Genomic DNA, 23,899 nt, shown 5'->3' with positions numbered 1-23,899 from the left:
GCAGCCTGATGACTCGGGCGCAAAGGCGAGAACTGATCGCCCTCCAACGCGAGGAAACCAACATGGCAAAGAAGAAAGCGCACAACACCTACCAACGTCTCGAACAGCAGTACCCGGATTATTTGGCTGCCGTGGAGGCTTTGGGTACGGCGGTGCGTCATACCGGCCCACTGGAAGAGATCGTTGTCCAGCTGATCCAGCTCGGTGCCGCGGCGGCCATCCGTTCTGAGGGCGCGGTGCACAGTCATACCCGACGGGCACTGGAGGCGGGCGCTACGCCAGAGCAGATCCGCCACACGCTGATCTCACTGACCAGCACCATCGGTTTCCCGACCGTCGTTGCGGCCATCAGTTGGGCGGACGATGTGATTGAGACGTGAACGTGTTGGCTGGAAGACAGGGCACCGGTTGCCTTGACCCTAAGCAACGGGGTGGGCTCCTTTACACTTCGGCAGTCATTTTTTAGCTATTTTCTCTGGCCCAGGGTTTCTCCAACAATCCGCGCGGCATCTCGCGAGGGCGGCAAGCCGAACACTCGTGCGTAATCGCGGCTGAATTGCGTAGCGCTTTCATAACCGACCTCGAACGCTGCACGGGTGACACTTTTGGCGTTGGCCACCAGCAGCGTCCGGGCCTGAAGCAAGCGAACCCTTTTTTGATACTGCAACGGGCTCAGGGCGGTGACGGCTTTGAAGTGCCGGTGAAAGGCCGACACGCTCATCGCCGCGTGTTGCGCCAGTGTCTCCACACGGATGGGCTTGGCGAAGTCCCGACGAATGTACTGGATGGCCAGGCTAACTCGAGCCATGGCGCTATCGGGTACCGCAATATCACGCAGCATCCAGCCGTGGGGCCCTTGCAAAACACGGTACAGAATCTCCCGCTCGTAGGCAGGTGCCAGGGCCGCAATGTCCTCCGGTCGGCCCATCAAACGCAGCAACCGCACCCAGGCATCCATCAGGTCGGGCGTGACAGCGGCTACCGAAAAACCTGCTTCCTTGTCGTAATGCCCGATGGGCTTTGGCAGATCCGCCAGCAGCGTCGCCAGGACCGTCGGGTCGAGTGTCAGGCTGACTGCCAGATAAGGCTCACCGGAAGAGGCAGGGTGTACTTGACCGACCGCAGGCAACTCGATGGACATGACGAAATAGGTCGCCGGGTCATAGCTAAGCGTGCGGTCTGCGATGGTCATGGATTTACTGCCTTGCAGGATCAGGTTGATCATCGGCTCGTAAACCGCGGCCAGCAGGTGCTCAGGGATTTCGCCCTGGACCATGGCTACGCGGGGGATGCCTGTCTCCGTGCGGCGGTTCTCGGCCCGGGCAGCCAGCGCGCGAAGTTCAATCAGTTGGTTTGTCATGGGGAACATCTGAACTCAGGCTGATACGCCCAGGCAAGCAAAAAGCAGAAACAGGCAGGATTGGAGCAGGAACGGCTGCGCTCGTTGAAATGGCGATGGTTACTGTGGTGACTCATCTCACCGATCCTGGAGCAGCAAATGAGCGTTATCGTAATCACCGGAGGCAGCCGAGGCATCGGCGCCAGCACCGCCGAACACTGCGCCCGACGCGGTATGGGGGTCATCCTGACCTACAAGAGCAATGCTGATTCAGCAAACGCTGTCGTCCAGCGTATCCAGGCATCGGGGGGCAAGGCTGTGGCGCTTGAGCTGGATGTCGCTGATGTGAAGCGGTTCGACAGCTTCAGAGAAACGGTGCAACTGACTTTGCGGGAAACCTGGGGGGTGACCACCCTCGGCGGGCTGGTGAACAACGCGGGCCATGGCTTGTTCAATCCCCTGGAATCGGTCACCGAGGCGCAGTTTGACGACTTGCTGAACGTACACCTCAAAGGCCCTTTTTTCCTGACTCAAGCGTTGCTGCCGCTGATGGCAGAGGGCGCAAGTATCGTCAACCTGACCAGCGCCACGACCCGTGTGGCCACGGCGGGTGTCGCGCCTTATGCGGTTTTCAAGGGTGGACTCGACGTGCTGACCCGTTACATGGCCAAGGAGTTCGGCCCTCGGCGTATCCGGGCCAATGCCGTCTCACCGGGGGCGATTCGCACCGAACTGGGCGGCGGTTTGAATGACGAATTCGAGGCGCTGCTCGCGTCGCAAACCGCCTTGGGTCGGGTGGGTGAGCCGGAGGATGTCGCGCGCGTTATCACCCTGTTGCTGTCCGAAGAAGGAGGCTGGATCAATGCTCAGACGATCGAAGTCGCGGGCGGGTATTTCATCTGAATCGGCACCTGAACAGTGAGGCAACCGCAATGCTTGATCATATTTTTATCTCGGTAAGCGACGTTGATCGTTCCATCCGTTTTTACACCGCGACTCTGACCCCGCTTGGCATTACGGGCAGGCTTGATTACGACGGCAAGGACGGTCCGCCAGGCCACCCGGATCTCAAGGGCTTCGGTGCCAATGGCCGGGTGTTTTTCTGGTTGCGCGAGGGGGTTGTGGAGGGGCGGGCGGCTCACGTCGGCTTCGTGGCGAACAGCAAGGCCGAGGTCGACGCAGCGTACGCCGCGGCTATTGAGAATGGTGCTATCGACAACGGTGCGCCTGGCGCACGCCTGCATTACGACCCGAATTATTACGCCGCCAATGTTCTTGATCCGGACGGTTACAGCCTCGAATTCGTCTACAAAAACTGGCAGCACGCTGAATGAAAAAATTAATGATCTACGGGGCGACGGGCTATACCGGTCGCATGGCTGCCGAGCATGCCAAAGCGCGGGGGCTGGATGTTGTGATCGCTGGCCGCAATGGAGCAACGCTGGAGACTCTCGCTGCGCAACTGGGCGTGCCTTGTCGAGTGTTCACCCCTGATGCCCAGCCCACTGAATCCCTGGACGGCATCGGCGTGTTGCTGAATTTCGCCGGGCCTTTCGCTCAGACGGCAGAGGCCTTGATGCAGGCCTGTATCAAGGCCGGGGTTGACTATCTGGACATCACGGCCGAGATCAATGTCTATCGGCTGGCGGAACAGCTTGGCGCTCGGGCGGCCGAGGCGGGTGTCATGCTCCTGCCCGGGGTCGGCTGGGACGTGGTGCCGACAGACTGCCTGGCGATGCATGTTGCTCGCCGTGTGCGCGAGCCGACATCGCTAAGGGTTGCGCTACAAGTCGCTGGCGCCATGTCGCGGGGATCGGCCTTAAGTGTCGGCGAAATCATTGGCGCGGGCCTGTTGGCGCGGGTTGATGGGCTACTGGTTGCAACACCCGATGCGCAGCCCCGGCACTTCGATTTTGGTGACGGCCCGGCACTGTGCGCGCCACCGGCATTCCCAATATCGCCATGTTCGTGAACATCACCGGCGACGCTTTTCCTGAAGGCGACCTGTCACAACTGCCCGACGGCCCAAGTGCTGAGCAGCGAGAGGCTCATCGCGCCCGTGCTGTGGCTGAAGTCATTGGCGCTGATGGCAGCCGTGCGCGTTCAGTGATCGAGACCGTCAACGGCTACACCTACACACCGTTGGCGGCTGTGGAGGCTGCGCGCCGGGTGCTGAACGGTGATCGGCGACCAGGCTTTGAAACGCCGGCGCGGGTGTTTGGCGTCGGATTCGCGCAGACGATTGCAGGTTCGACAATCACAGATTTTTAGGGCGCGACAACGTTCGATTTCGCACTGACCATGAGCAAGGCTGCCGACGTGACGCTGCTGGGTTCGACGGGCCGCATCATTAACATCAGCTCCATTCAGGGTGGGCTTTGTGTTTGGTCTTTGTTCTGATAAGGGTATATCGCGAATAAATAGGGAGCGTCCGATGATCACCGCACACGTTTTCATCGCCATAAGTCTGGATGGTTTCATCGCCCGGCAAGATGGCGACATTGAGTGGCTGTTACAGCGCGATGATCCGACCGAGGATCACGGCTACGCAGCCTTTATCGCCGACATTGACATGATCGTGATGGGTCGAGGAAGCTATGAAAAGGTGCTGACCCTCGACACATGGCCCTATGACCGCCCGGTACTGGTGCTTTCTGAACAGCTGGCCGATACACCCGTGCCCGAGGCGCTGCAGGACAAGGTTCGGTTCTGCAACCTCACGCCAAAGGACGCGATTGAGAAACTGGCGGGGCAGAACGTACGTCGGATTTATGTCGATGGCGGGCGGCTGGTGCAGTCATTCCTGCGCGAAGGGCTCATTGCCGATATGGTCATCACCACTGTTCCTGTGTTGATCGGCTCGGGAAGGCCGCTGTTCGGTGCATTGATAAAGGACATTGATTTGAGACTGGTATCCAGCCGTAGCTTTCCGTCGGGGCTGGTGCAATCCACCTATCGGCGGGCCCCATGACCTGCCCGAGATGAAGGCGGGGGCAGGCCAAATCGAGGCTATTTCCCCGGGCCTTTCTGTCTGATATCTCCGCAAAAAATATCGATGTTGCCACTGTCCGGTGCACTTCGAACGACAATGGAGTACTCACCGGAAAGCAGGACCGGCAGTGCGACCGGTGCGCTTCTTGAGAAAGCCCAGCCGCGTATGGCCTGGCGTTCGGTGGTGACATGATCATTCATGGCGTAAGCGACTGGCCCGGGATGCTGGCAGCTGCCTTTATTGATGAAGGTGTAGAGGCGCAAGGGCAGAGACGCTCCGCTTGGAGCACCACTGATGAAGAAACTGAACCCGGTGTCTTTGCCCCAGTCGGCCAACGTTACATTGCCGATCTGACCGGTGTTCTGCCGCGTGGCAACCAAAGTAACGCTCACGCCATGGTTTGATGAAGTGGTGCAGCCGAAAAGGCTTGCGGTGACCATTAGCGCTGCAAGTGAGTTTCTGCGCTTCATTGCCAACCTCCTGTGCTGAAGAACTGCAATGAGAGATTAGCGGGTATAGCTCATTAATCACCTCCCTGGCGTTGCCTGTTCGAAATTCTCCATTCATGCGGAATCTGGCAACAGTGTTTGTCCGGTGGGCTGCTGTTTGAGGGAGGGGTAAACACCTAGCATCGTCCCTACCCAGTGAGCAAACAGAGTCAATGTCAGCCCGCTCACGAGGTTAACTTTTGACGATAGGGTGAATACGATGAAAATCTCAAAACTGGCGATGTTTCTTGCGCTTGGCGTTTTAGGTACACAGGCCTTTGCAGGCGAGAGCCATTCAACTGCTGCGGACAGCAAGTTGCCTGTTGAAACGTACACTTACGACACGAAGCTGGATATCCAGAAAGTCATTACGGTGACCGATATTCCTGACCAGTGCGGGCCAGTCCCGGCGCAAATGACGTATGAAGACTCTCACGGTCAACGGCATATCCTGCAGTATCAAGTGATGGGAACTGGCTGTTCAAATGGTTGAGTCGTGTGTGGAAGATGGAGGGTCGACACTCCATGCCTGCCGCACTCGTGATTTCAAATGTTGTTATCGTTTTCCGGGTGAGCCTGTGATTTTTTCATCGGATGCCAACAAACCCGGAATATAACTTTTAAGAAACTCCACCCATGTCCTGATCTTTGCATCCACGAATTTTCGTGATGGGTAGATTGCAAACAAATTCAACGCTTCAAGATGATAGTCGGGTAATACCCGCACTAACGTGCCCGCCCTGAGTCCGTCGACTGCCGAAGCAATAGGCTGAATGCCGATGCCCATTCCGTTTGTAATCGCGATGGTCATGCCATCGGCGGTGTTGATGTGCAGGGGAGACAGCGGGATGTTGACGGTTTCCATGCCTTCTGGTCCCTCAAATGCCCAGTTTTCAGCCGGCATGACGGTATTAACAATTCTCAGACAATCATGTGAGCCAAGCGCACTCGGGAACTCCGGGTGTCCGCGTTTCTTCAGGTACGCAGGCGAAGCGCAGAGGATGCTGTAGGTCATGCCGAGCCGCTGAGCGACAAACCCTGAATCGGGTAAATCCCGCGCTAAGACAATCGACATGTCATAGCCTTCTTCCAGCAAGTCAGGAAGCCGGTTGGTCAGGGTCAAATCAAACATCACCGAGGGATGAGTCTCTCTATAGCGGGCGATGGCATCGATCACGTAATGATTGCCAATGGCTGACATCGCGTGAATTTTCAGCCGGCCAACGGGCAGGGTGTGAGCAGTGCCGGCTTCTTCGTCCGCTTCGCGCATCTCTTCAAGAATTTTCTCGCAGCGTTGCAAGTAGCGCAGACCGGCTTCGGTCAATGCCAGGCGCCGGGTTGTCCGGTTAATCAGGCGAGTTTGAAGCCTGGCCTCCAGGCTGGAGACCGCTTTGGAAACGTTGGTTGTTGTGGTGTCCAACATCTCTGCCGCCGCGGTAAAGCTTCCGCTTTGAGCGACCGCCACAAAAAAACGCATGGTTTGGAATACGTCCATCGTCTCCACCTCAGGGGTATGGATAAAAAGGGCGGCCAATCAGTAAGGAACGACACGATCCGTAGCAGCTGGCGAAGCCTGCGAGCAGTCGTGAAATCAGACGATGCGGTGTTTCAGGAAGACCGCAAACTCAGGTTTTACGACTGCTTCGCAGCCGAACGCAGGCTTCGCCAGCTGCTACAGATCGAGTTTTGGCTTAACTGATCGGCATTAGCCCTTAGTGGTGTATTACTTTTTCTGCGGAATAAATCCAGGTACACCCGTTTCTACTACTGAATTGAAGCGTACCCGGGTTGTAATCTCTTCCTGAATTTCACGCATGGCCCTGTGCGGCAGGGTAGAAATATCAATGTTTTCGCGGATATGACTCGGAGTAGCAGACGTGGTCAGAAAAGCGACTCCCCGCTGTACCGACCAGGCCAATGCCACTTGAGCCGGGGTCTTCTGTATGCGCTTGGCGATCCCTGTAATCACCGAGTCTTCCAGTACGTTCGGCTCCATACCATGGCCGAGTGGCGCAAACGCAAGAACGATAATTCCGTGCTGCTGACAAAACTCAAGCAGCTCCCATTCAGGCAGATAAGGGTGGGACTCGACCTGCACGACGGCGGGTTTTATCCGGGCCACTGCCACAATCTCTTGTAACCGCTCCAGCGTGATATCAGACAAGCCGATGGACTTGCAGCGGCCTTCATCCACCAGGCGCTCAAGTGCCCGCCAGGTCTCTATTAACGTCACGCCTGAATCGTAGATGACTCGACCGTGCTCGTCTCTTGGGTCCTGATCATCACCGGGTTGAAAGGCAAACGGCGTATGGATCAGGTAGCAATCGATGTAATCAACCTGAAGCCGTCGGCAACTGGCTTCAAAAGCAGGTTCGACTCGCTCGGGACGATGGTTGGTGTTCCACAGTTTCGTGGTAATGAACACGTCCTCGCGCCGGACCTTACCCGCCTCAATCACTTCCTGTAGGGCAACGCCGACCCACTCTTCATTTCGATAACGTTCTGCACAATCGAAATGGCGAAATCCTGCTTCCAGCGCGGCCTTGACCGCTTGTGTTGTCACGGAGAGATCCCGAAACAGCGTGCCAAAGCCAACGGCCGGCATCTCACCCGACCCGTGTATCAGAGGGAATCGGGTATCGCGAAGTGCGTCGTGAAATGATTCGTAAGGCATAGTTTTTACTCCAATGTCTGGCGCTACTGATAGGAAGGTTTCTGGTCTTCGCGACTGGCCACTCGTTGATCAAACACACCGGCGGAATTACCGCCGAGTGCCACGTACAGCCGCACCGTGTCGAGGTACTGCGCAGTCTTCACTCTGATTTGACCCAGTAACGCTTGCTCATAGGCACGCTCAGCCTCCAGCACCTGGAGAATGCTGTTCTCGCCTTGCGCGTAGGCTTGTTGGTTCAACCGGAAGCTCGTTTCAGCCGCTCGCAACGCGTCCTCCTGGGCGAGGTTTTCCTCTGCGTCATGATTGATGGCCTGCAGCGTGTCGGCGACCTGACCGAACGAATTAATGACGGTTTGCTGGTAGCCGGCGAGGGTTGCCTTGTAGCCGTCGACGGCGGCCTGGCGTTCAGCTTTGAGCGTTCCGCCATTGAAGATTGGAGCAGTCAGCCCCGCAGCGAAGCCCCAGAGTGCGGCGCCGCCATTGCCTGAAGCAGCCTGCGCAAGAGACGCGGACAGCTCGACATGGGGATAGAGGTTGGCTGTCGCCACGCCAACCGCGGCGCTGGCCATGTGCAGTTCTGCCTCTGCTTGCCGTACGTCCGGCCGGTCGTGGGCCATTTCGGAGGGCAGGCTGACGGGCACGTTTGCCGGCAAGGCAAACTCGGCGAGCGTGAAGTCAGGTGCGATCCAGTCAGCCGGGCCTTTGCCCGTCAGAATCGAGAGCGCGTGTCGGGCCGAATCACGCTGCTGGGCGAGGGGCGGCAACAGCGTGCGGTCCTGAGCGAGCCGCGTTTCGGCCAGCGAAACATCGATCTGCGTGGTGCTGCCATTGGCGTGCGCCATGCGCACCAGTTCGAGGTTCTTTGTGTCATTGGCCAGCAGTTTCTCGACGGCTGCCATCTGCGCGTTGGCCGAGGCCAGCAACAACGCCTGACTCGCGACATCGCCCGTGAGTGTCAGGTACGCCGCTTCGTAGCGATGCTTCTGCAGGTCGGTAAACGCTTGCTGTTGTTCGACCTGGCGCTTGTTACCGCCGAAAACATCAAGGTCGAAGCCAACCCGTGGCCCTATTGCATAGAAATTGGAGATGGAAGGTTCTTTCGCGTTGTGCACCCGTTGGCGGCCAGCCTGGGCGCCAAAGTCGACCTGCGGATACAGCGCTCCTTCCGCCGCAGCGACGAAGGAAGCCGCTTGCCGGATCGTCGCGTCTGCCGCGACGAGCTCAAGATTGCCATCAATGGCGCGACGGACAAGCTTGTCGAGCTTCGGCGAGCGAAACGCAGACCACCAGTCACCATTGACCTTTTTGCCCAGGTCAATGCGCTGTTCGCCAGGGTTGGTGCTGCCTTGGCCAAGACGCTGCTCGGCCTGCTGGTCGTAGTGCTGCGACAGGCTCGGTGGCGGCATTTGATAGTCAGGGCCGACGGTGCAGGCGGTCAGGAATGCAAGAGCCGACACCGCAGCGAACGTGGTTTTGAACATCTGTCTGTTGATGAAGCGTGCATTGGATTTCATTTGGCAAACTCCACGAAAACTAGTTGGTCGGAACGGGCTTGCGAAGAAAGACAACCAGTGGGCTGACCACCAGCATCGCGAACATCAAAATCTTGAACTGGTCGACCACCGCGATAAACGCTGCCTGGCCGGTGATCATTTCGTTGAGCCCCGCCAGTGCTTGCAGGGACGTCGGCGCGGAATGCGCAGCGGCGCGATACGGCGTCAGGTTACTGGCCAGCGCCATGTGCATCGCCTGCGTGTTGTTGAAGAAAAACAACTGCACAATCGCAACGCCGAGGGTGCTGCCGTACACCCGAGACAGATTGAACAGGCCGGTGCCTTCGGGGCGTAACGTCGGGTCGAGTGTGCTGAACGCGACCTTGGTCAGCGACGGCATCAGCATGCCGATGCCAATCCCCTGGATCGCACCCGCCACCGCCACGGGCGACCAGTCCATCAACGGCGAATAACCGAGCATCAGCCAGTTGGCATAAATCACCACGGCGACGCCTGCCGCCACGAACAGTCGACGGTCGAAACGCTCGGGCACACGGCCCATCAACAGGAACGCACCGACCAGCCCGATCCCGCGCGGAATCGTCAGGGAACCCGTGGTGTCAGGCGGGTAGCCGAGAATCTCGTCGAGCATCGGCGAGGTCAGCGCCATGGTCGACAACAGCACGAAACCCACGGCGAAAAAGATGACCGTCGACAGCACAAAGTTGCGGTCGTTGAACAAACGCTTGTTGAGGAAATGCACCTTCGTGGTCAGCACATGCACAGCGAACAGGTAGAGCCCCAGTGCACAGCCGATCGCTTCCAGCCAGATCTCGGTCGAGGAAAACCAGTCCAGGCGTTCACCACGGTCGAGCAACATTTGCAGACTGATCAAACCCAGCGTGAAGCTGCCGAAACCAAAGAAGTCGAACGACGGACGTTTCTCGGCCTTTTTCTCGGCAAGCAACAGCGCCATCACCAGGAAGATAAACGCCGACAGCGGAAGGCTGATGTAGAAGATCGGGCGCCATCCGAAATGTTCGCCAACCCAACCGCCGATGCTCGGGCCGCTGACGATGCCGAACAGCACGATGGCCGTCCACGTCGCGCCAAATTTCGCACGCTTCTCGAGTGGCAATGTCTCCAGCGCAATCGCCATCGACAGCGGTGCCAGCACGCCACTCGCCAAGCCTTGAATAATGCGCGCGCCAATGAATTCCAAAGGCGTTGTTGCCTGCGTCGCGAGCAGCAAGCCAAGGACGAAGAAGGCCAGCGCAGCTTGGTAAACCCGCTTCAAGCCAAAGCTCCCGGCGAGCCATTGCGCAATCGGCATAGTGATGGCGCTGGCCGCGAGGTACGAGGTGAATATCCAGCCAGCCTGGTCGTCGGTCATCGACAGGCTACCCTGAATCAACCTGAGTACTGCATTCGGAAGCGGCAGGTTCGCCGACTGCATGTAGGTGGCGAGCAACGCGGCGAACCTTAACGTTCCCGCACCTTGAGGTCCGGCAAGATTGGCGTTCATCAGAAGTTACCTGCGGTCAACAGCGCTTTGAGCGGGTGCCACCAAGGCGTGCGATACCGGGTATCGACCTTGACCGTGGCGCTGGTGCCCGAGAAAAGGGGCAGGGCAGGGTCCCTCTCATCGAGTTCGAGACGGACCGGTACCCGCTGCACAACCTTGACCCAGTTGCCGGTCGCATTTTCGGGCGGCAGCAGGGCGAAGTCCGATCCGGCACCGGGGCTCATGCTGGTCACGTGGGCTTTGAAAACGCGATCAGGGTACGTATCGATACTGATGGTCGCTTCCTGGCCTGGACGCATGTGGGTCACGTCGGTTTCGCGGAAGTTGGCCTCAACCCAGATCTCTCGATCGGACAGCAGCGCAAACGCTGGCGCACCGTTGTTCACATAGTTGCCAACCTGCAAGTCGTCGACCTTGGCCACGATGCCATCGTCCGGCGCATACACCGTCGCGTACGAGAGATACAGCTGCGCCTCGTCGAGCTGAGCCTTGGCCTCGCGAACCGTCGGGTGGCTATCGGCTTCGATGTTTGGATTGCCGTTCAAGGCAACGACCGTACTGGCGATCTGTTGTTCGACCGACGCGATTCGTTGTCGGGCAACTTTGAGGTCGGTGTCGGCGCGCTCGTAAATGGCGCGCGAAACGAACTCGGTCGCGACCAGCGCCTTCTTGCGTGCAAACTCCCGCTGGTCGAAATCGGCCGACTCTTTGGCCGATTGCAGTTCGGCCTGCTGCTGGCGGTAGCTGGCCTTGAGGCCATCGATGCGCAGCCGCGCAACGCTCAGTTGTGCTTGTGCACGGTCAACGGCGATCTGCAGCGGTTTCGGGTCGATCCGGAACAGTATCTGGCCCTTGTGAACAGGCTGATTGTCCTCGACGGCGATCTCGACAACTTGCCCGGAAATGCGCGCATTGATCGATGCCTTCGCCACTCGGGCGTAAGCGTTATCGGTCGAAACAAAGGGCTCGCCCGCCACATAGTGGGCGTACCCAACCGCAGCGAAGAGCAGAGGAAAACCCACCATCAGCACTGGCCGTAATTTCTCTTTTAACGGCTTTTTGATGAGCAAGTCAGACGGGTTCGGCCCTGGATGCTCGAAGGTCTGTGTAGCTGGGATGTCGAACTGTTTGGTCATGATCGAATGCACCTATTAACCGGGAAGTCGGGCTAACACCCACAAAAACAGCCATACCGTGTGGCGGTCAGGAGGATCGCTCCGCCGCCTCTGTTTCGTCGCCGCAATACCCAGTTCGAGCTCCGCTACAACAAACCTCAAAACCAAGGAATTTCTGGTTCCTTAATTTTGTGCGATGGTGTAAGAATATCCCCCGAGCCCATCTTCATTCAAGGATTTTGTACGACATGGCACAAAAAAAGATTACAGAGTCGAAAGGCCGCGGCCGCCCACGCGCGTATGACCCGCAGACAGCGCTGTTGCAGGCGCTTGATGTTTTTTGGAGTACCGGATATTCCGGTGCTTCTCTGGACAGCATTGCCACGGCCGCTGGCATGAATCGCCCAAGCCTCTATGCGGCATTCGGCGATAAGCACGCGCTCTATATCAAGGCGCTTGAGCAGTATTGGGAGTTTGCCGCTGCGGCCATGCAGGAAGCGCTGACGGACAACGAACTGACCTTGAGCCAGGCATTGATGCGGTTTTATGAGGGGCAGTTGTCGATCTACTTCTCGGGTGACGGCCAACCGCGCGGTTGTTTTGCGATCGGCACGGCGACGACCGAAGCCGTAGAGGACTCTGAAATACGAGACGTGCTGTCGGACCGGCTCAGCAGGCTCGATGCCGATCTCGAAACGCGTCTGCGAACGGCCATCAGTTCCGGCGAGTTGAAAAGCGATGTCGACCCCGCAGCCCTTGCCGTCCTCGCGTCATCCCTGCTGCATAGCATTTCCATACGTGCGCGGGCGGGCAAATCCCGCGCTGAACTGACCGAGCTTGCACGCAGTGCGGTCAACGTGATCTGCGGTGGGTGAGGTTTACGGTGAGTGAAGGACTTGAAGATATTCTTGCCGAACAGCTGGCCGTGATTTTTTGTGGGATCAATCCAGGCGTGACTGCCGCTGCCCAAGGCCATCATTTTGCGGGCCGGGGCAATCGCTTCTGGCGCACGCTGCATCTCGCCGGCTTTACGCCTGAGGAGGTGCGCCCGGAAAACGATCGGACGATTTTGCAGTATCAGTGTGGATTAACGGCCGTGGTGGAACGGCCGACGGCGCGAGCGGATCAGTTGTCTGCCCATGAATTCATCGCTGCGGCTGCGGACTTTGAACAAAAAATCGCGCGTCATGCGCCACGCTTTGTGGCGTTTCTCGGTAAAGCGGCGTATTGCGCGCTATCCGGCCAACGAGACATTGCATGGGGGCTTCAGCCAAAGACCTTCGGCAATGCCTCGGTATGGATCCTGCCCAATCCCAGCGGTCGAAATCGCGCGTTCACGCTTGATCAACTGGTGGGCGCGTACCGCCAACTCTATTTGGCAACAGGCGAGCAACCTCACCATTAAGCCAGGTACCGCCGAAACCACCCCAGCGTCCGGTCCCAGGCCAGCTTGGCCGCGGCCTCATCGTATCGAGGCGTGGAATCGTTATGGAAACCATGATTGGCCCCGGGGTAGATGTACGCTTCATACGTCTTGCCCGCGGCTTTCAGTGCCTTCTCATAGGCGGGCCAGCCTTCGTTGATGCGCGTATCCAGTTCACCGTAGTGAAGCATCAATGGCGCCTTGATGCGGGCGACATCCTTGGTCTCTGGCTGTCGGCCATAAAAAGACACGGCAGCCGCCAGTTCTGGATAAGCCACGGCCGCCGCATTGACGACGCCACCGCCGTAACAGAACCCGGTGATCCCGACTTTTCCAGTGGTCGCGTCATGCTTCATCAACCACTCGATGGCGGCGAAAAAGTCGTTCATGAGCTTTTCCGGGTCGACAGTCGCTTGCAACTCCCGGCCTTTGTCATCGTTGCCCGGATAGCCGCCCACCGACGTCAGGCCATCAGGGGCGAGGGCGATGAATCCAGCCTTGGCCACACGCCGCGCGACGTCTTCGATGTACGGGTTGAGCCCGCGATTTTCATGCACGACCACCACCGCCGGCACCTTGCCGGCAGCTTTCGCCGGGCGCACCAGATAGCCACGGACCTGCCCGTTGCCCTTGGGGGATGGATAGGTGATGTACTCGGCAACAATGTCCGGGTCGGTAAATTCCACCTGCTCGGCGAGCGCATAATTCGGACTCAGGGCGGCGAGGAGGGCGCTGGCGGTCAAACCGCCCAAGGTGAACAACGCCGCCCGATCCAGAAACTCTCGCCGGTTGATCTTGCCGTGGGCGTAGTAGTCGTACAGTTCGAGCAGTTCCGGGGCAAAGTCTTTCGCAGTGAGACGGGTCATCTGTGCGCTTCCTCTTGGGCGGGCCGATTGCTCTGTCGGTTGGACAGGGTGGGCGATACCTGTCGAGGGTAGCTGTTCACAAAAAAGAGGCCGGAGCAATCTGTAGCAGCTGCCGAAGGCTGCGTTCGGCTGCGAAGCAGTCGTGAATCCGGCTAACGCGGTCCGCCTGACGCACTGCAGTGGCTGATTTTACGACTGCTACGCAGCCGAACGCAGGCTTCGCCAGCTGCTACGGATTGTGTCGTTCCTCAACTGATCGGCATTAGCCTCGCAGACTGGGTTAAAACGCGGAGAGGGTGACTCAAGCAAACGCCCAAAATTGTTTGGGGCGCTTGCTTTTGGGGTGGGGCAGACGGAAAAGGGCTTTCAGCCCACATGTCAAACAATATGAAACAAATAGCCGATTGAGTTGTGATGTAACGAAATTATAGAAGTGTTCTGCTTTCTTAAACCCTCGCCATGGAAGTGCGCAGGGTTCGTTTCACGGAAATATTTCAAAATGTCCCGTGATTTTTTGGGTAATAAGGAGTTTCAAGCAATGCCGTTAATAAGTGAGACAGCGCAACACAAAGCAAAATCAAAACGATGGTCAGCCCTAACCGTGCTAATGCTGCCAGTACTACTGGTGACCGTAGACAATACGGTGCTTGGATTCGCGTTACCAAAGATTGCCGAGGCCCTGAGTCCGAGCGCTAGTCAGCAGTTATGGATGATCGATGCCTATTCGCTGGTATTGGCGGGATTACTGGTGTCGATGGGTAGTCTGGGCGATCGAATCGGTCATCGAAAGTTGTTACTGGCCGGGTCTTTGGGTTTTGTCATTGTGTCGGTGCTGACCGCCTATTCCCAAACGGCCATGCAACTGATTGCCGGTCGAGCTTGCATGGGGATTTTCGGTGCGATGTTGATGCCCTCGACGTTGGCATTGATACGTTCGGTGTTTCTGGATCGAGAGGAGCGCAGAGTCGCTGTCGCGATCTGGGCAACAACGCTGACGGTAGGATCAGCACTCGGTCCTTTGGTCGGTGGGGTTTTGCTGGAGTTTTTCAGCTGGGGGGCGATTTTCCTATTGGCAATACCCGTATTGGTACCGTTGTTGGTATTGGGACCAGTGTTGTTGCCCGAGTCCGAGAAAGACTGTTCAGGGCCATTGGATCCGCTGAGCATCCTGCAATCGATGGTTGCCCTCAGTGCCATCGTTTACGGCATTAAACACAGTGCCAGTAATGGTCTCGACTGGATGGCGCTGACAGCATTTGTAATCGGCATGGTTGCTGGGTGGATGTTTGTGCATCGGCAGTTACGTCTGCCTGTGCCGCTGATGGACCTGAGTCTGTTCCGAAGTGGCGCCTTTAGCGGCTCCGTACTAATCAATTTGATGAGCCTCGCGTTCCTCGTCGGCTTTGTGTTCTTCACCACTCAGTTCTTACAGATCGTCCTTCAGATGTCCCCGTTGAATGCCAGCTTTGCGTTAGTACCTGGTCAGATCATGGCGATCGTAGTGGGAATGGCAGTCGTGCCTGTAGCGCGGCGAGTACCGGTGCATGTGCTGGTACCGATTCTGATGGCGTTTGCTGGGGCGGCGTTTTTGTTGGTCGCCAGCATCGGCAGCAGCCTGACCGTTCTGGTGGTGGCTTTTGCCTTGCTGAACATCGGCGTGGGCGCGATTGCGACGGTATCCAACGATGTGATTTTATCGGCAGCACCGCCGGAAAGGGCGGGTGCGGCGTCCGCCATTAGTGAAACGGCCTATGAAGTGGGTGTTGTTTTGGGGACGACGGTGCTTGGTGGTCTGGTCACAGCCTACTATCGCGGTGCATTGCAGCTTCCGGGCTTTTTGAGCGAGGTTCAGACGATGCTGGCGAGTGAGACGCTATCGGGTGCTAATCATGTAGCGGTGCAGTTGTCAGGAGATCAGGCAAGAGAGCTGATGACGCAGGCGGGAAGTGCATTCGAGGGTGGAATTAATCTGGCTTCGTGGGTGACGTTCGGCTTGGCACTCATGGCGATATTGATTGCCTGGCGCGCTCTGCAGACACCGAAGACGAAGCTTGCTGAAGGGCAGTGATCGAAAACGAACGTCGGGCCGTTTGCCACACGGCCCGACTGTTTCAGTGCTCGCAGTTACCAAGCAGGTTCCAGGTTTTCACCCAGTCTGCTCAGACTCCGTTGTTCCCTCTGTTTACGCCCTCGACTGCTTACACACGCGCCGGAATTTATGCAGCAGCGGCTCGGTGTAGCCATTGGGTTGTGCGCATCCCTCGAACACCAGTGCGCAGGCCGCTTGAAATGCAACTGACTGCTCGAAGTCCGGCGCCATGGGTGTGTAGATCGGATCACCGGCGTTTTGCTCATCGACGACCCGCGCCATGCGCTGCAAAATCTCGACGACCTGATCCTGGGTGATCACCCCGTGTCGCAGCCAGTTGGCCATGTGCTGGCTGGAAATGCGCAAGGTCGCCCGATCTTCCATCAAGCCCACGTTATGGATGTCGGGCACCTTCGAGCAGCCGATGCCTTGTTCGACCCAACGCACCACATACCCCAGCAAGCCTTGCGCATTGTTTTCGACTTCCTGACGAATCTCATCGGCCGACCAGGATGGGGCGGTGACGACTGGCACGCTGAGCAAGCCTTCCAGAAGTGCCGGGCTGGCGGCACCGAAGTCCGTTGTTTCAAGGGACTCCTGCACCGAGCGCACGTTGACCTGATGGTAATGCAGCGCATGCAAGGTAGCGGCGGTCGGCGAGGGCACCCACGCGGTATTCGCGCCCGCTTTCGGTTGGGCGACTTTCTGTTTGAGCATATCGGCCATCCGGTCCGGCATGGCCCACATGCCTTTACCGATCTGCGCTCGCCCACGCAATCCACAGTCCAGACCGACGAGCACGTTGTTGCGCTCATAGGCCTCGATCCACGCGGTGTTTTTCATGTCGCCCTTGCGCAGCATCGCGCCCGCTTCCATGGCGGTGTGCATCTCGTCACCGGTGCGATCCAGGAAGCCGGTGTTGATGAACGCGACCCGTGAGGAAGCTGCGGCGATGCAGGCCTTGAGGTTGACGCTGGTGCGCCGCTCCTCGTCCATGATGCCCATTTTCAAGGTATGGCGTTCGAGTTGGAGCAGGTCTTCGATGCGGCTGAACAACTGTTCGGCGAAGGCCACTTCGGCGGGGCCGTGCATTTTCGGTTTGACGATGTAGACGCTACCGGTCCGGGAATTACCGCGACGTTGCAGGTCATGCAGGGCAATCAGGCTGGTGATGACGCCGTCGAGAATGCCTTCCGGGATTTCCAGTCCGCCCTTGTCGAGAATCGCGGGACTGGTCATCAGGTGTCCGACGTTGCGGATGAACAGCAACGAGCGCCCGTGCAGCGACAGTGAGCGGCCATCGGCTGCGGTGTATTCGCGGTCCGGGTTCAGCCGCCGCGTGATGGTTCTGCCGTTTTTCTCCAGGTCCTCTTTCAGGTCGCCCTTCATCAAACCCAGCCAATTGCGGTACACCTGCACCTTGTCATCGGCGTCAACCGCCGCCACCGAGTCTTCACAATCAATGATGGTCGAGAGCGCTGCTTCAATCAGCAGATCCTTGACCCCAGCGGCGTCAGCCTGACCGATGACGCTCTGCCGATCGATCTGAATCTCGACGTGCAGATCGTTGTTTTTCAGCAAAATGGCTGTGGGATCAGCGAGTGAACCCTGATAGCCAATGTACTGCGCGGCGTTCGACAAACCGGTTTGGCTGCCGTCATTCAAAGTGGCTTGCAGTGTGCCGTTTTCGATTCGGTAACGCGCTACCTCGGCATGGGAACCACTGCTCAAGGGGAATGCCTGATCCAGGAAGCCACGGGCAAACGCGATGACTTTCGCGCCGCGCACCGGGTTGTAAGTCCGGCCCGGTTCGGCGCCGCCGTCATTGGAAATCACATCGGTACCGTAGAGCGCGTCGTACAGCGATCCCCAGCGCGCATTCGCGGCATTCAGCGCATAACGCGCGTTGACGGCCGGGACAACCAGTTGCGGTCCGGCCTGTACGCTGATCTCTGTATCGACGTTGGCGGTGCTGACCTTGACGTCTGCGGGTTGCGGTTGCAGGTAACCGATACCGCTCAGGAAGCTGCGATAAGCCGGCATGTCCGTCACCGGACCCGGGTGGGCGCGGTGCCAGGTGTCCAGTTCGGATTGCAGGCGATCACGCTCAGCCAGCAGCGCGCGGTTGATAGGTGCCAGTTCATGCACCAGTGCGGCGAAACCACCCCAGAACGCCTGAGGGTCCAGGCCGGTTCCCGGCAGCACGTCCAGATCAACGAAACGTTGCAAGACAGGCGCGACCGTGAGGCCTTGGCAGTTCACGAAATCGGTCACTTTTTGCATCTCCATCACACAGTGTTATCGAGCGCTAAATCGCGCCCGGCTCAAGTCAGTTCAGGCATTGCGCCCCGGCCTTGGCCACCTGCGCATCCTGCTCGGCTTTGACACCGGACACCCCGACCGCGCCGATCACCTGGCCGTCGACAATGATCGGCACGCCGCCCTCAAGGGACGTCAGCAATGGCGCCGACAAAAAGGCATGGCGCCCGCCATTGACCATCTCTTCATAGCCTTTGGATTCGCGCCGGCCCAGGGCCGAAGTGCGGGCCTTTTCGGTGGCGATGTAGGCGCCAATCGGCGCGCACCCGTCGAGGCGTTCGAGGGCCAGGGGATGGCCGCCGTCATCGACAATCACGATGGTCACGGCCCATTGGTTGTTCTGCGCTTCGGTGCGTGCCGCCGCGAGGATTTGGCTGACTTCGGTCTGGCTCAGTACGGCTTTGCTTTTCATGGGGATTCTCCAGTACTCGGTTAGGGCAAGGCGGCTTCGACCAGTTCGATCCAGTGCCTGACAGGGGTTCGGCCCGCACCGTCGAGGTGGGACTGACAGCCGATATTGGCCGTGACAATGACTTCGGGGTGTCCGCTTTCCAGCGCAGTGAGCTTGTTGTCGCGCAGTTGTCGCGACAGTTCGGGTTGGGTGATCGAATAGGTGCCCGCCGAGCCGCAGCACAGGTGGCTGTCGGGAACGGCGGTGAGATTAAAGCCCAGACTCGTCAGAATCGCCTCAACGGCGCCGCCGAGTTTTTGCGCGTGTTGCAAAGTGCAGGGGCAATGGAACGCCAGACGCTGGCAGCTTTGTACGCCGAGTTTTTCCAGTGGCTCATCACGCAGCACTTCAACCAGGTCCTTGGCCAGTGCGCTGACCTTTTTCGCCTTGTCGGCATACCCCGGGTCGCTGCTGAGCAGGTGCCCATAGTCTTTGATAAACGCACCACAACCGCTGGCGGTTTGCACGATGGCCTCGGCGCCGTTTTCAATGCTTGGCCACCACGCATCGATGTTGCGGCGGGCGCGATCCAGGCCGGCCACCTGAGCGTCGAGGTGATAATCCACGGCACCGCAACAACCGGCTTCGCTGGCTGGCGTCACGCTGATCCCCAGCCGATCGAGGACTCGCGCGGTGGCCGCGTTGGTATTCGGCGACAGGCTCGGCTGCACGCAACCTTCGAGCATCAGCACGTGTCGGCTATGGCGGGTGGTCGGGCGTGGCTTCGCCGGATGCACGTGACGCGGCAATTTCACTTGCAGGGTATTGGGCAGCACGGCGCGGAAAATCTGGCCGCTGCCGACCAACCCCTTGAACAGTCCCGGATTGGGCACGACCGCACGTAACCCCTCGCGCAACAGCCGCTGGCCGAGTGGACGCGGCACCGCCGCATCGACCACGGCGCGGCCGATGTCCAGCAAGTTGTGGTAATCGACACCGGAAGGGCAGGTGGTTTCGCAATTGCGGCACGACAGGCACCGATCCAGGTGCTGCTGGGTTTTCTGCGTGACTTCGTTGCCTTCCAGTACCTGTTTGATCAGGTAAATGCGGCCTCTCGGGCCATCCAGTTCATCGCCGAGCAATTGATAGGTCGGGCAGGTGGCGTTGCAGAAACCGCAGTGCACGCAAGTACGCAGAATGCTTTCGGCTTCTTCGGCGCGAGGCAGTTGGCGGGCGTGTTCGCTCAGGGTGGTCTGCATGGGTCAAAGCTCCGCGTACAGGCGTCCGGGGTTGAAAATGCCCTGGGGGTCGAGTTGTTGCTTGAGGTTCTGGTGGTAGCGCATCAGCGCGGCCGGCAACGGTTGGAACGGGCTGTCGATCAAGCCGTGGCTGTAGCAGGTCACATGCCCGCCGACTTCTTCGACAACCTTGCGGATGAAGGCGGCTTCGGCATTGGATTTGAGCCAGCGCTGCGCGCCGCCCCAGTCGATCAGTTGACGACCGGGCAGGGACAGTTTCGCGGTGTTGTTCGGCAAGGACAGGCGCCAAAGCGGTTGATCCTCATCGAAGAAACTCAAGCGCTGCTCGTTCAGATCGGCCCAGTACGAGGCGTCCAGCAACTCGCCGCCCAAACGGTCGTGGGCGGCTGCCACCGAGCCTTCGCCACCCTCAAGCCGTAGGTGCAGGCGTTGACCGTCATGACACGCGGCGCTGATCGGCAACGGCTGCTGGCCCCATTCCGCCAGGCGCAACAAGGCGCGATCGCTGTCGATGTCCAGGCTGATGCTCATGCATTGACGCGGCTTGGGCAGAACCTTGAGCGAGACTTCGGTGATCAGGCCCAGCGAACCATAGCTGCCGGCCATCAACCGCGACAGATCGTAACCGGCGACGTTTTTCATGACCTCGCCGCCGAAGCGCAAATGCTTGCCGTGCCCGGTGATGACCCGAGTCCCGAGGACGAAATCGCGAACGGAGCCTGACCAAGGGCGGCGCGGTCCCGAGAGCCCGCTGGCGATCATGCCGCCCACTGTGGCGTCACCGAAGGTCGGCGGTTCGCAGGGCAACATCTGCTGTGCCGCGTCCAGCACTGCGGATAATTCTGCCAAAGGCGTGCCGCAGCGCGCGGTGATCACCAGTTCAGTCGGGTCGTAGCTGACGATGCCGCGGTGGGTGCGCGTGTCGAGCACTTCACCTGGCACAATGCGCCCCAGGAACGCCTTGCTGTTGGAACCCTGGATGCGCAGTGGCGTGGCGTTTTGCAGCGCCTGGTTGACCTGCTCCAGCAGTGTGCCGCTGTCATCGATATCGTGTTCGGTGCGCATCAGAAACGCTCCAGTTCAGGGAAGGGCATCTGACCCATATGGACGTGCATCGCGCCAAACTCGGCGCAGCGGTGCAGGGTGGGAATGTTCTTGCCGGGGTTGAGCAAACCGCTCGGATCGAACGCGGCTTTGACGGCATGGAACACGGTCAACTCATCGCTATTGAACTGCGCACACATCTGATTGATTTTCTCCCGGCCCACGCCGTGTTCACCGGTAATGCTGCCGCCGACTTTCACGCACAATTCGAGGATTTTGCCGCCCAGGGTTTCGGCGCGATCGAGTTCTCCCGGTTGATTGGCATCGAACAGAATCAGCGGGTGCATGTTGCCGTCACCGGCGTGAAAAACGTTGGCCACCCGCAGGCCGTACTCGGCCGACAACGCGGCGATCGCCTGCAGCACGCCGGGCAGCTCGCGGCGCGGAATCGTCCCGTCCATGCAGTAATAATCCGGCGAGAGACGGCCCACCGCCGGAAAGGCATTCTTGCGTCCGGCCCAGAAGCGCACGCGTTCGGCTTCATCTTTGGCCTGGCGCACTTCGGTGGCACCGGCCTGTTCCAGCACCTGGCGCACGCGGTCGCAGTCATCATGGACGTCGGCTTCAACGCCATCGAGCTCGCACAACAAAATGGCTTCGGCGTCGACCGGATACCCCGCGTGGATGAAGTCTTCGGCGGCGCGAATGGCCAGGTTGTCCATCATTTCCAGGCCACCGGGGATGATGCCGGCGGCAATAATGTCACCCACCGCACGGCCGGCCTTCTCGACGGAATCGAACGCTGCCAGCAGCACTTTGGCGGTCTGGGGTTTGGGCAGCAGTTTGACCGTGACCTCGGTGATGACACCGAGCATGCCTTCGGAACCGGTGAACAACGCCAGCAGATCGAAACCCGGAGAATCGAGCGCCTGGGAACCCAGGCTTAGGTGTTCGCCATCGACGGTGAGGATGTCGACCTTGAGCAGGTTGTGCACGGTCAGCCCGTACTTCAGGCAATGCACGCCACCGGCGTTTTCCGCCACATTACCGCCGATTGAACAAGCGATCTGCGAGGAAGGGTCCGGCGCGTAGTACAAGCCAAACGGCGCTGCAGCCTGGGAAATCGCCAGGTTACGCACCCCCGGCTGAACCCGAGCCGTGCGGGCAGCGGGGTCGATGTGCAGAATAGAGTTGAAGCGCGCCATCACCAGCAGCACGCCTTTTTCCAACGGCAATGCACCGCCGGACAAACCGGTGCCGGCACCGCGGGCGACCACCGCGACCTGTCGCTCATGGCAGAGTCGGAGCACGCCTTGCACCTCGTCGATGTGGCGCGGCAGCACCACCAGCATGGGCGTGGTGCGATAAGCAGAAAGTCCATCGCATTCGTACGGTTTGAGCTCTTCCTGTTGATGCAGGACTTCCAGATCCGGCCACTGCGTGTGCAGGGCTTGCAGCAGGGCAGTTTTGTCGACGTCAGGCAGGACGCCGTCGACGCGTTCATCGTAAAGAATGTTCATAGTCGGTTGACGACCCTCAGTTGTTTTTATAGGAGGTCTGTGTCCGTTTACCACTGACTTGCATGATTGGCCTGAGGCGTTCTACTGTCTATGTGTTGTTTGGCTGGTCGAACCAGTTTTTTGTTCGATGGTTTTTTATTGGTGCAAAAAAATAGTTTTAAAACATAAGCTTATGTTTGTGTTTGAACATCTGTGGTTTTGGCAGTGAGACTGGTCATACCAGTTGGAGAGTCGATGGAAAGCGCAGAAACGAGCCGCAACCCGCAAGTCGCCGACGTGGTCTGTGAACGCATCGAACGACTGATCGTGGACGGGGTGCTGAAGACCGGGCAACTGTTGCCCTCGGAGCGTCGTCTGACCGAAAAGCTCGGCGTTTCCCGCACGGCACTTCGCGAGGGGCTGAAGCTGTTGCGCGCTCGCGGGATTATCAAGACAGAGCAGGGCAAAGGTTCATTTGTCGCCGACCTTTCGGGTCACGGTGCCGCGTCGCCGCTGATGCACTTGTTCAGCTCACAACCGCGCACGCTCTACGATTTGTTCGAGGTCCGCAGCCTGCTCGAAGGCGAGTCCGCACGCCTCGCGGCGTTGCGCGGAACCGACGCCGACTTTGTCCTCATCACCCGCAGCTACGAGGCGTTGATCGATGGCCACAGCCGTTCGCTGGAGGCGTCCGAACACGCTCGACTCGATCATGCGTTTCACCTGGCAATCTGCGAGGCCTCGCACAATCCGGTGCTGGTGCAGACCTTGCGCTCACTGACGGACTTGCTGCTCAACACGGTGTTTGCCTCGGTCAACAACCTCTACCACCGAGAGCCGCAAAAGCGTCAGATCGACCGTCAACATGCGCGGCTCTACAACGCCGTCACCGGCCGAATGCCGGAACAGGCACGCAAGGCGGCCATCGCGCACATCCAGAGCATCTGTGAGAACCTCAAGGAAATCGAAAGCGAGGAACAACGATTGGTTCGGGCCACGCTGCGACTTGAGGGGTGGGCGTAATGCTCGGGTCTTTAGGTGGGCCGAGGGCTGATCGGGGGCTTTGATTGGGTGTATATCCGTTTCTGCGGTAATGGCGGCTGGCGGTTTCGCTCTTACAGCGAGTCACTTGGAAAAGCGCCAAGTAACCAAACGCTCTTGCCCCTGCTCCGGTCCTGCTCCGTGGGCCCGCCGCCATCGGCCATCCATGGCCGGGGGCGGCTAACCCGGCATCCATGCCGGGTTGCCCACTGCGCAGAACCTCTACTCGGCCTCTCGAGGGGGCGACTACCGCAAAAACACTGCGAGGCGGCCTACCGGCCGGCCTGTCTCTTCAAGCGTACGCATTCCCCCTGTGGGAGCGAGCCTGCTCGCGATGAAGCC

The 23,899-nt window shown here is 59.0% G+C and carries 22 protein-coding genes and 1 pseudogene; 10 read left to right on the top strand and 13 right to left on the bottom strand.

Annotated elements, in window-relative coordinates:
* Positions 1-62: 62 nt before the first annotated feature.
* Positions 63-380 carry a carboxymuconolactone decarboxylase family protein gene (locus tag ASC74_RS26035; RefSeq protein ID WP_056745235.1) on the top strand — a complete coding sequence of 106 codons (318 nt, stop codon included), beginning with the start codon at positions 63-65 and terminating at the stop codon, positions 378-380.
* Between the two features lie 86 nt (positions 381-466).
* On the opposite strand, the gene ASC74_RS26030 is transcribed toward ASC74_RS26035, so the two are convergent.
* Complete coding sequence (locus ASC74_RS26030; RefSeq protein WP_177338883.1) at positions 467-1,360, bottom strand: AraC family transcriptional regulator; 894 nt, start codon at positions 1,358-1,360, stop codon at positions 467-469.
* 138 nt (positions 1,361-1,498) lie between these two features.
* Here ASC74_RS26030 and ASC74_RS26025 point away from each other — a divergent pair, with 138 nt between their 5' ends.
* The 4 genes and pseudogenes from ASC74_RS26025 to ASC74_RS26010 all read left to right on the top strand — a co-directional run bounded on the left by ASC74_RS26025 (position 1,499) and on the right by ASC74_RS26010 (position 4,310).
* Positions 1,499-2,242, top strand: coding sequence for an SDR family NAD(P)-dependent oxidoreductase (locus ASC74_RS26025; RefSeq protein WP_056745234.1), 744 nt, complete (start codon positions 1,499-1,501; stop codon positions 2,240-2,242).
* Between the two features lie 29 nt (positions 2,243-2,271).
* Entirely contained in the window at positions 2,272-2,673 is a 402-nt protein-coding gene (locus ASC74_RS26020; RefSeq protein WP_056745233.1) for a VOC family protein, read from the top strand.
* A pseudogene (locus ASC74_RS26015) lies at positions 2,670-3,610 on the top strand (saccharopine dehydrogenase family protein). Before ASC74_RS26020 ends, ASC74_RS26015 begins: the two are co-directional and overlap by 4 nt.
* Positions 3,611-3,773: 163 nt before the next feature.
* Entirely contained in the window at positions 3,774-4,310 is a 537-nt protein-coding gene (locus ASC74_RS26010) for a dihydrofolate reductase family protein (protein WP_056745232.1), read from the top strand.
* A gap of 38 nt (positions 4,311-4,348) precedes the next feature.
* On the opposite strand, the gene ASC74_RS26005 is transcribed toward ASC74_RS26010, so the two are convergent.
* Positions 4,349-4,801: a hypothetical protein gene (locus ASC74_RS26005; RefSeq protein ID WP_056745231.1), complete on the bottom strand. Its 453-nt coding sequence runs from the start codon at positions 4,799-4,801 to the stop codon at positions 4,349-4,351.
* Positions 4,802-5,039: 238 nt separating this feature from the next.
* On the opposite strand from ASC74_RS26005, the gene ASC74_RS26000 reads away from it, so the two are divergent.
* A complete protein-coding gene (locus tag ASC74_RS26000; RefSeq protein WP_056745230.1) occupies positions 5,040-5,312 on the top strand; it encodes a DUF2790 domain-containing protein in 273 nt (90 codons plus the stop codon).
* Between the two features lie 63 nt (positions 5,313-5,375).
* On the opposite strand, the gene ASC74_RS25995 is transcribed toward ASC74_RS26000, so the two are convergent.
* From ASC74_RS25995 to ASC74_RS25970, 5 genes are all read right to left on the bottom strand, one after another.
* Complete coding sequence (locus tag ASC74_RS25995) at positions 5,376-6,314, bottom strand: LysR family transcriptional regulator (protein WP_056745229.1); 939 nt, start codon at positions 6,312-6,314, stop codon at positions 5,376-5,378.
* A gap of 228 nt (positions 6,315-6,542) precedes the next feature.
* Complete coding sequence (locus ASC74_RS25985; RefSeq protein WP_056745223.1) at positions 6,543-7,493, bottom strand: aldo/keto reductase; 951 nt, start codon at positions 7,491-7,493, stop codon at positions 6,543-6,545.
* A 23-nt stretch (positions 7,494-7,516) separates the two neighbouring features.
* Positions 7,517-9,007, bottom strand: a complete 1,491-nt coding sequence (locus ASC74_RS25980) for an efflux transporter outer membrane subunit (RefSeq protein WP_056745221.1) — start codon at positions 9,005-9,007, stop codon at positions 7,517-7,519.
* Between the two features lie 19 nt (positions 9,008-9,026).
* Positions 9,027-10,511, bottom strand: coding sequence for a DHA2 family efflux MFS transporter permease subunit (locus tag ASC74_RS25975; protein ID WP_056745219.1), 1,485 nt, complete (start codon positions 10,509-10,511; stop codon positions 9,027-9,029).
* Positions 10,511-11,647 (bottom strand): HlyD family secretion protein, encoded by a 1,137-nt coding sequence (locus ASC74_RS25970; RefSeq protein ID WP_056745217.1) that lies wholly within the window; start codon positions 11,645-11,647, stop codon positions 10,511-10,513. The genes ASC74_RS25975 and ASC74_RS25970 overlap by 1 nt, the downstream gene beginning before the upstream one ends.
* A 227-nt stretch (positions 11,648-11,874) precedes the next feature.
* Here ASC74_RS25970 and ASC74_RS25965 point away from each other — a divergent pair, with 227 nt between their 5' ends.
* Complete coding sequence (locus tag ASC74_RS25965; protein ID WP_056745215.1) at positions 11,875-12,501, top strand: TetR/AcrR family transcriptional regulator; 627 nt, start codon at positions 11,875-11,877, stop codon at positions 12,499-12,501.
* Between the two features lie 8 nt (positions 12,502-12,509).
* Entirely contained in the window at positions 12,510-13,031 is a 522-nt protein-coding gene (gene mug, locus ASC74_RS25960) for a G/U mismatch-specific DNA glycosylase (RefSeq protein WP_056745214.1), read from the top strand.
* Here mug and yghX read toward each other — a convergent pair.
* Entirely contained in the window at positions 13,028-13,915 is an 888-nt protein-coding gene (gene yghX / locus ASC74_RS25955) for a YghX family hydrolase (RefSeq protein ID WP_056745213.1), read from the bottom strand. The two genes, mug and yghX, sit on opposite strands and share 4 nt — an antisense overlap.
* Positions 13,916-14,414: 499 nt before the next feature.
* Here yghX and ASC74_RS25950 point away from each other — a divergent pair, with 499 nt between their 5' ends.
* The gene (locus ASC74_RS25950) at positions 14,415-15,983 is read left to right on the top strand and encodes an MFS transporter (RefSeq protein ID WP_056745211.1); all 1,569 of its coding nucleotides are present in this window, start codon (positions 14,415-14,417) and stop codon (positions 15,981-15,983) included.
* Positions 15,984-16,097: 114 nt separating this feature from the next.
* Here the strand turns inward: ASC74_RS25950 and ASC74_RS25945 are convergent, their stop codons facing one another.
* From ASC74_RS25945 to glcD, 5 genes are read right to left on the bottom strand one after another with little or no spacing between them, the layout of a single operon-like run.
* A complete protein-coding gene (locus ASC74_RS25945; RefSeq protein WP_056745448.1) occupies positions 16,098-18,278 on the bottom strand; it encodes a malate synthase G in 2,181 nt (726 codons plus the stop codon).
* A 55-nt stretch (positions 18,279-18,333) separates the two neighbouring features.
* Entirely contained in the window at positions 18,334-18,735 is a 402-nt protein-coding gene (locus ASC74_RS25940; RefSeq protein ID WP_008157093.1) for a heme-binding protein, read from the bottom strand.
* Between the two features lie 20 nt (positions 18,736-18,755).
* Positions 18,756-19,973, bottom strand: a complete 1,218-nt coding sequence (gene glcF / locus ASC74_RS25935) for a glycolate oxidase subunit GlcF (RefSeq protein ID WP_056745209.1) — start codon at positions 19,971-19,973, stop codon at positions 18,756-18,758.
* Positions 19,974-19,976: 3 nt separating this feature from the next.
* On the bottom strand, positions 19,977-21,038 hold the full coding sequence (gene glcE / locus ASC74_RS25930) for a glycolate oxidase subunit GlcE (RefSeq protein ID WP_056745207.1): 1,062 nt from the start codon (positions 21,036-21,038) through the stop codon (positions 19,977-19,979).
* The gene (gene glcD / locus ASC74_RS25925) at positions 21,038-22,537 is read right to left on the bottom strand and encodes a glycolate oxidase subunit GlcD (protein ID WP_056745205.1); all 1,500 of its coding nucleotides are present in this window, start codon (positions 22,535-22,537) and stop codon (positions 21,038-21,040) included. The genes glcE and glcD overlap by 1 nt, the downstream gene beginning before the upstream one ends.
* 234 nt (positions 22,538-22,771) lie before the next feature.
* On the opposite strand from glcD, the gene glcC reads away from it, so the two are divergent.
* Positions 22,772-23,539, top strand: a complete 768-nt coding sequence (gene glcC / locus ASC74_RS25920; RefSeq protein WP_056745204.1) for a transcriptional regulator GlcC — start codon at positions 22,772-22,774, stop codon at positions 23,537-23,539.
* Positions 23,540-23,899: the final 360 nt, after the last annotated feature.

It is taken from the genome of Pseudomonas sp. Root329 (genome assembly GCF_001424925.1).
GTDB classification, from domain to species: Bacteria; Pseudomonadota; Gammaproteobacteria; order Pseudomonadales; family Pseudomonadaceae; genus Aquipseudomonas; species Aquipseudomonas arabinosi.
The sequence above is the reverse complement of the archived record's forward strand: the minus strand, read 5'-3'. Positions and strand labels throughout refer to the sequence as shown.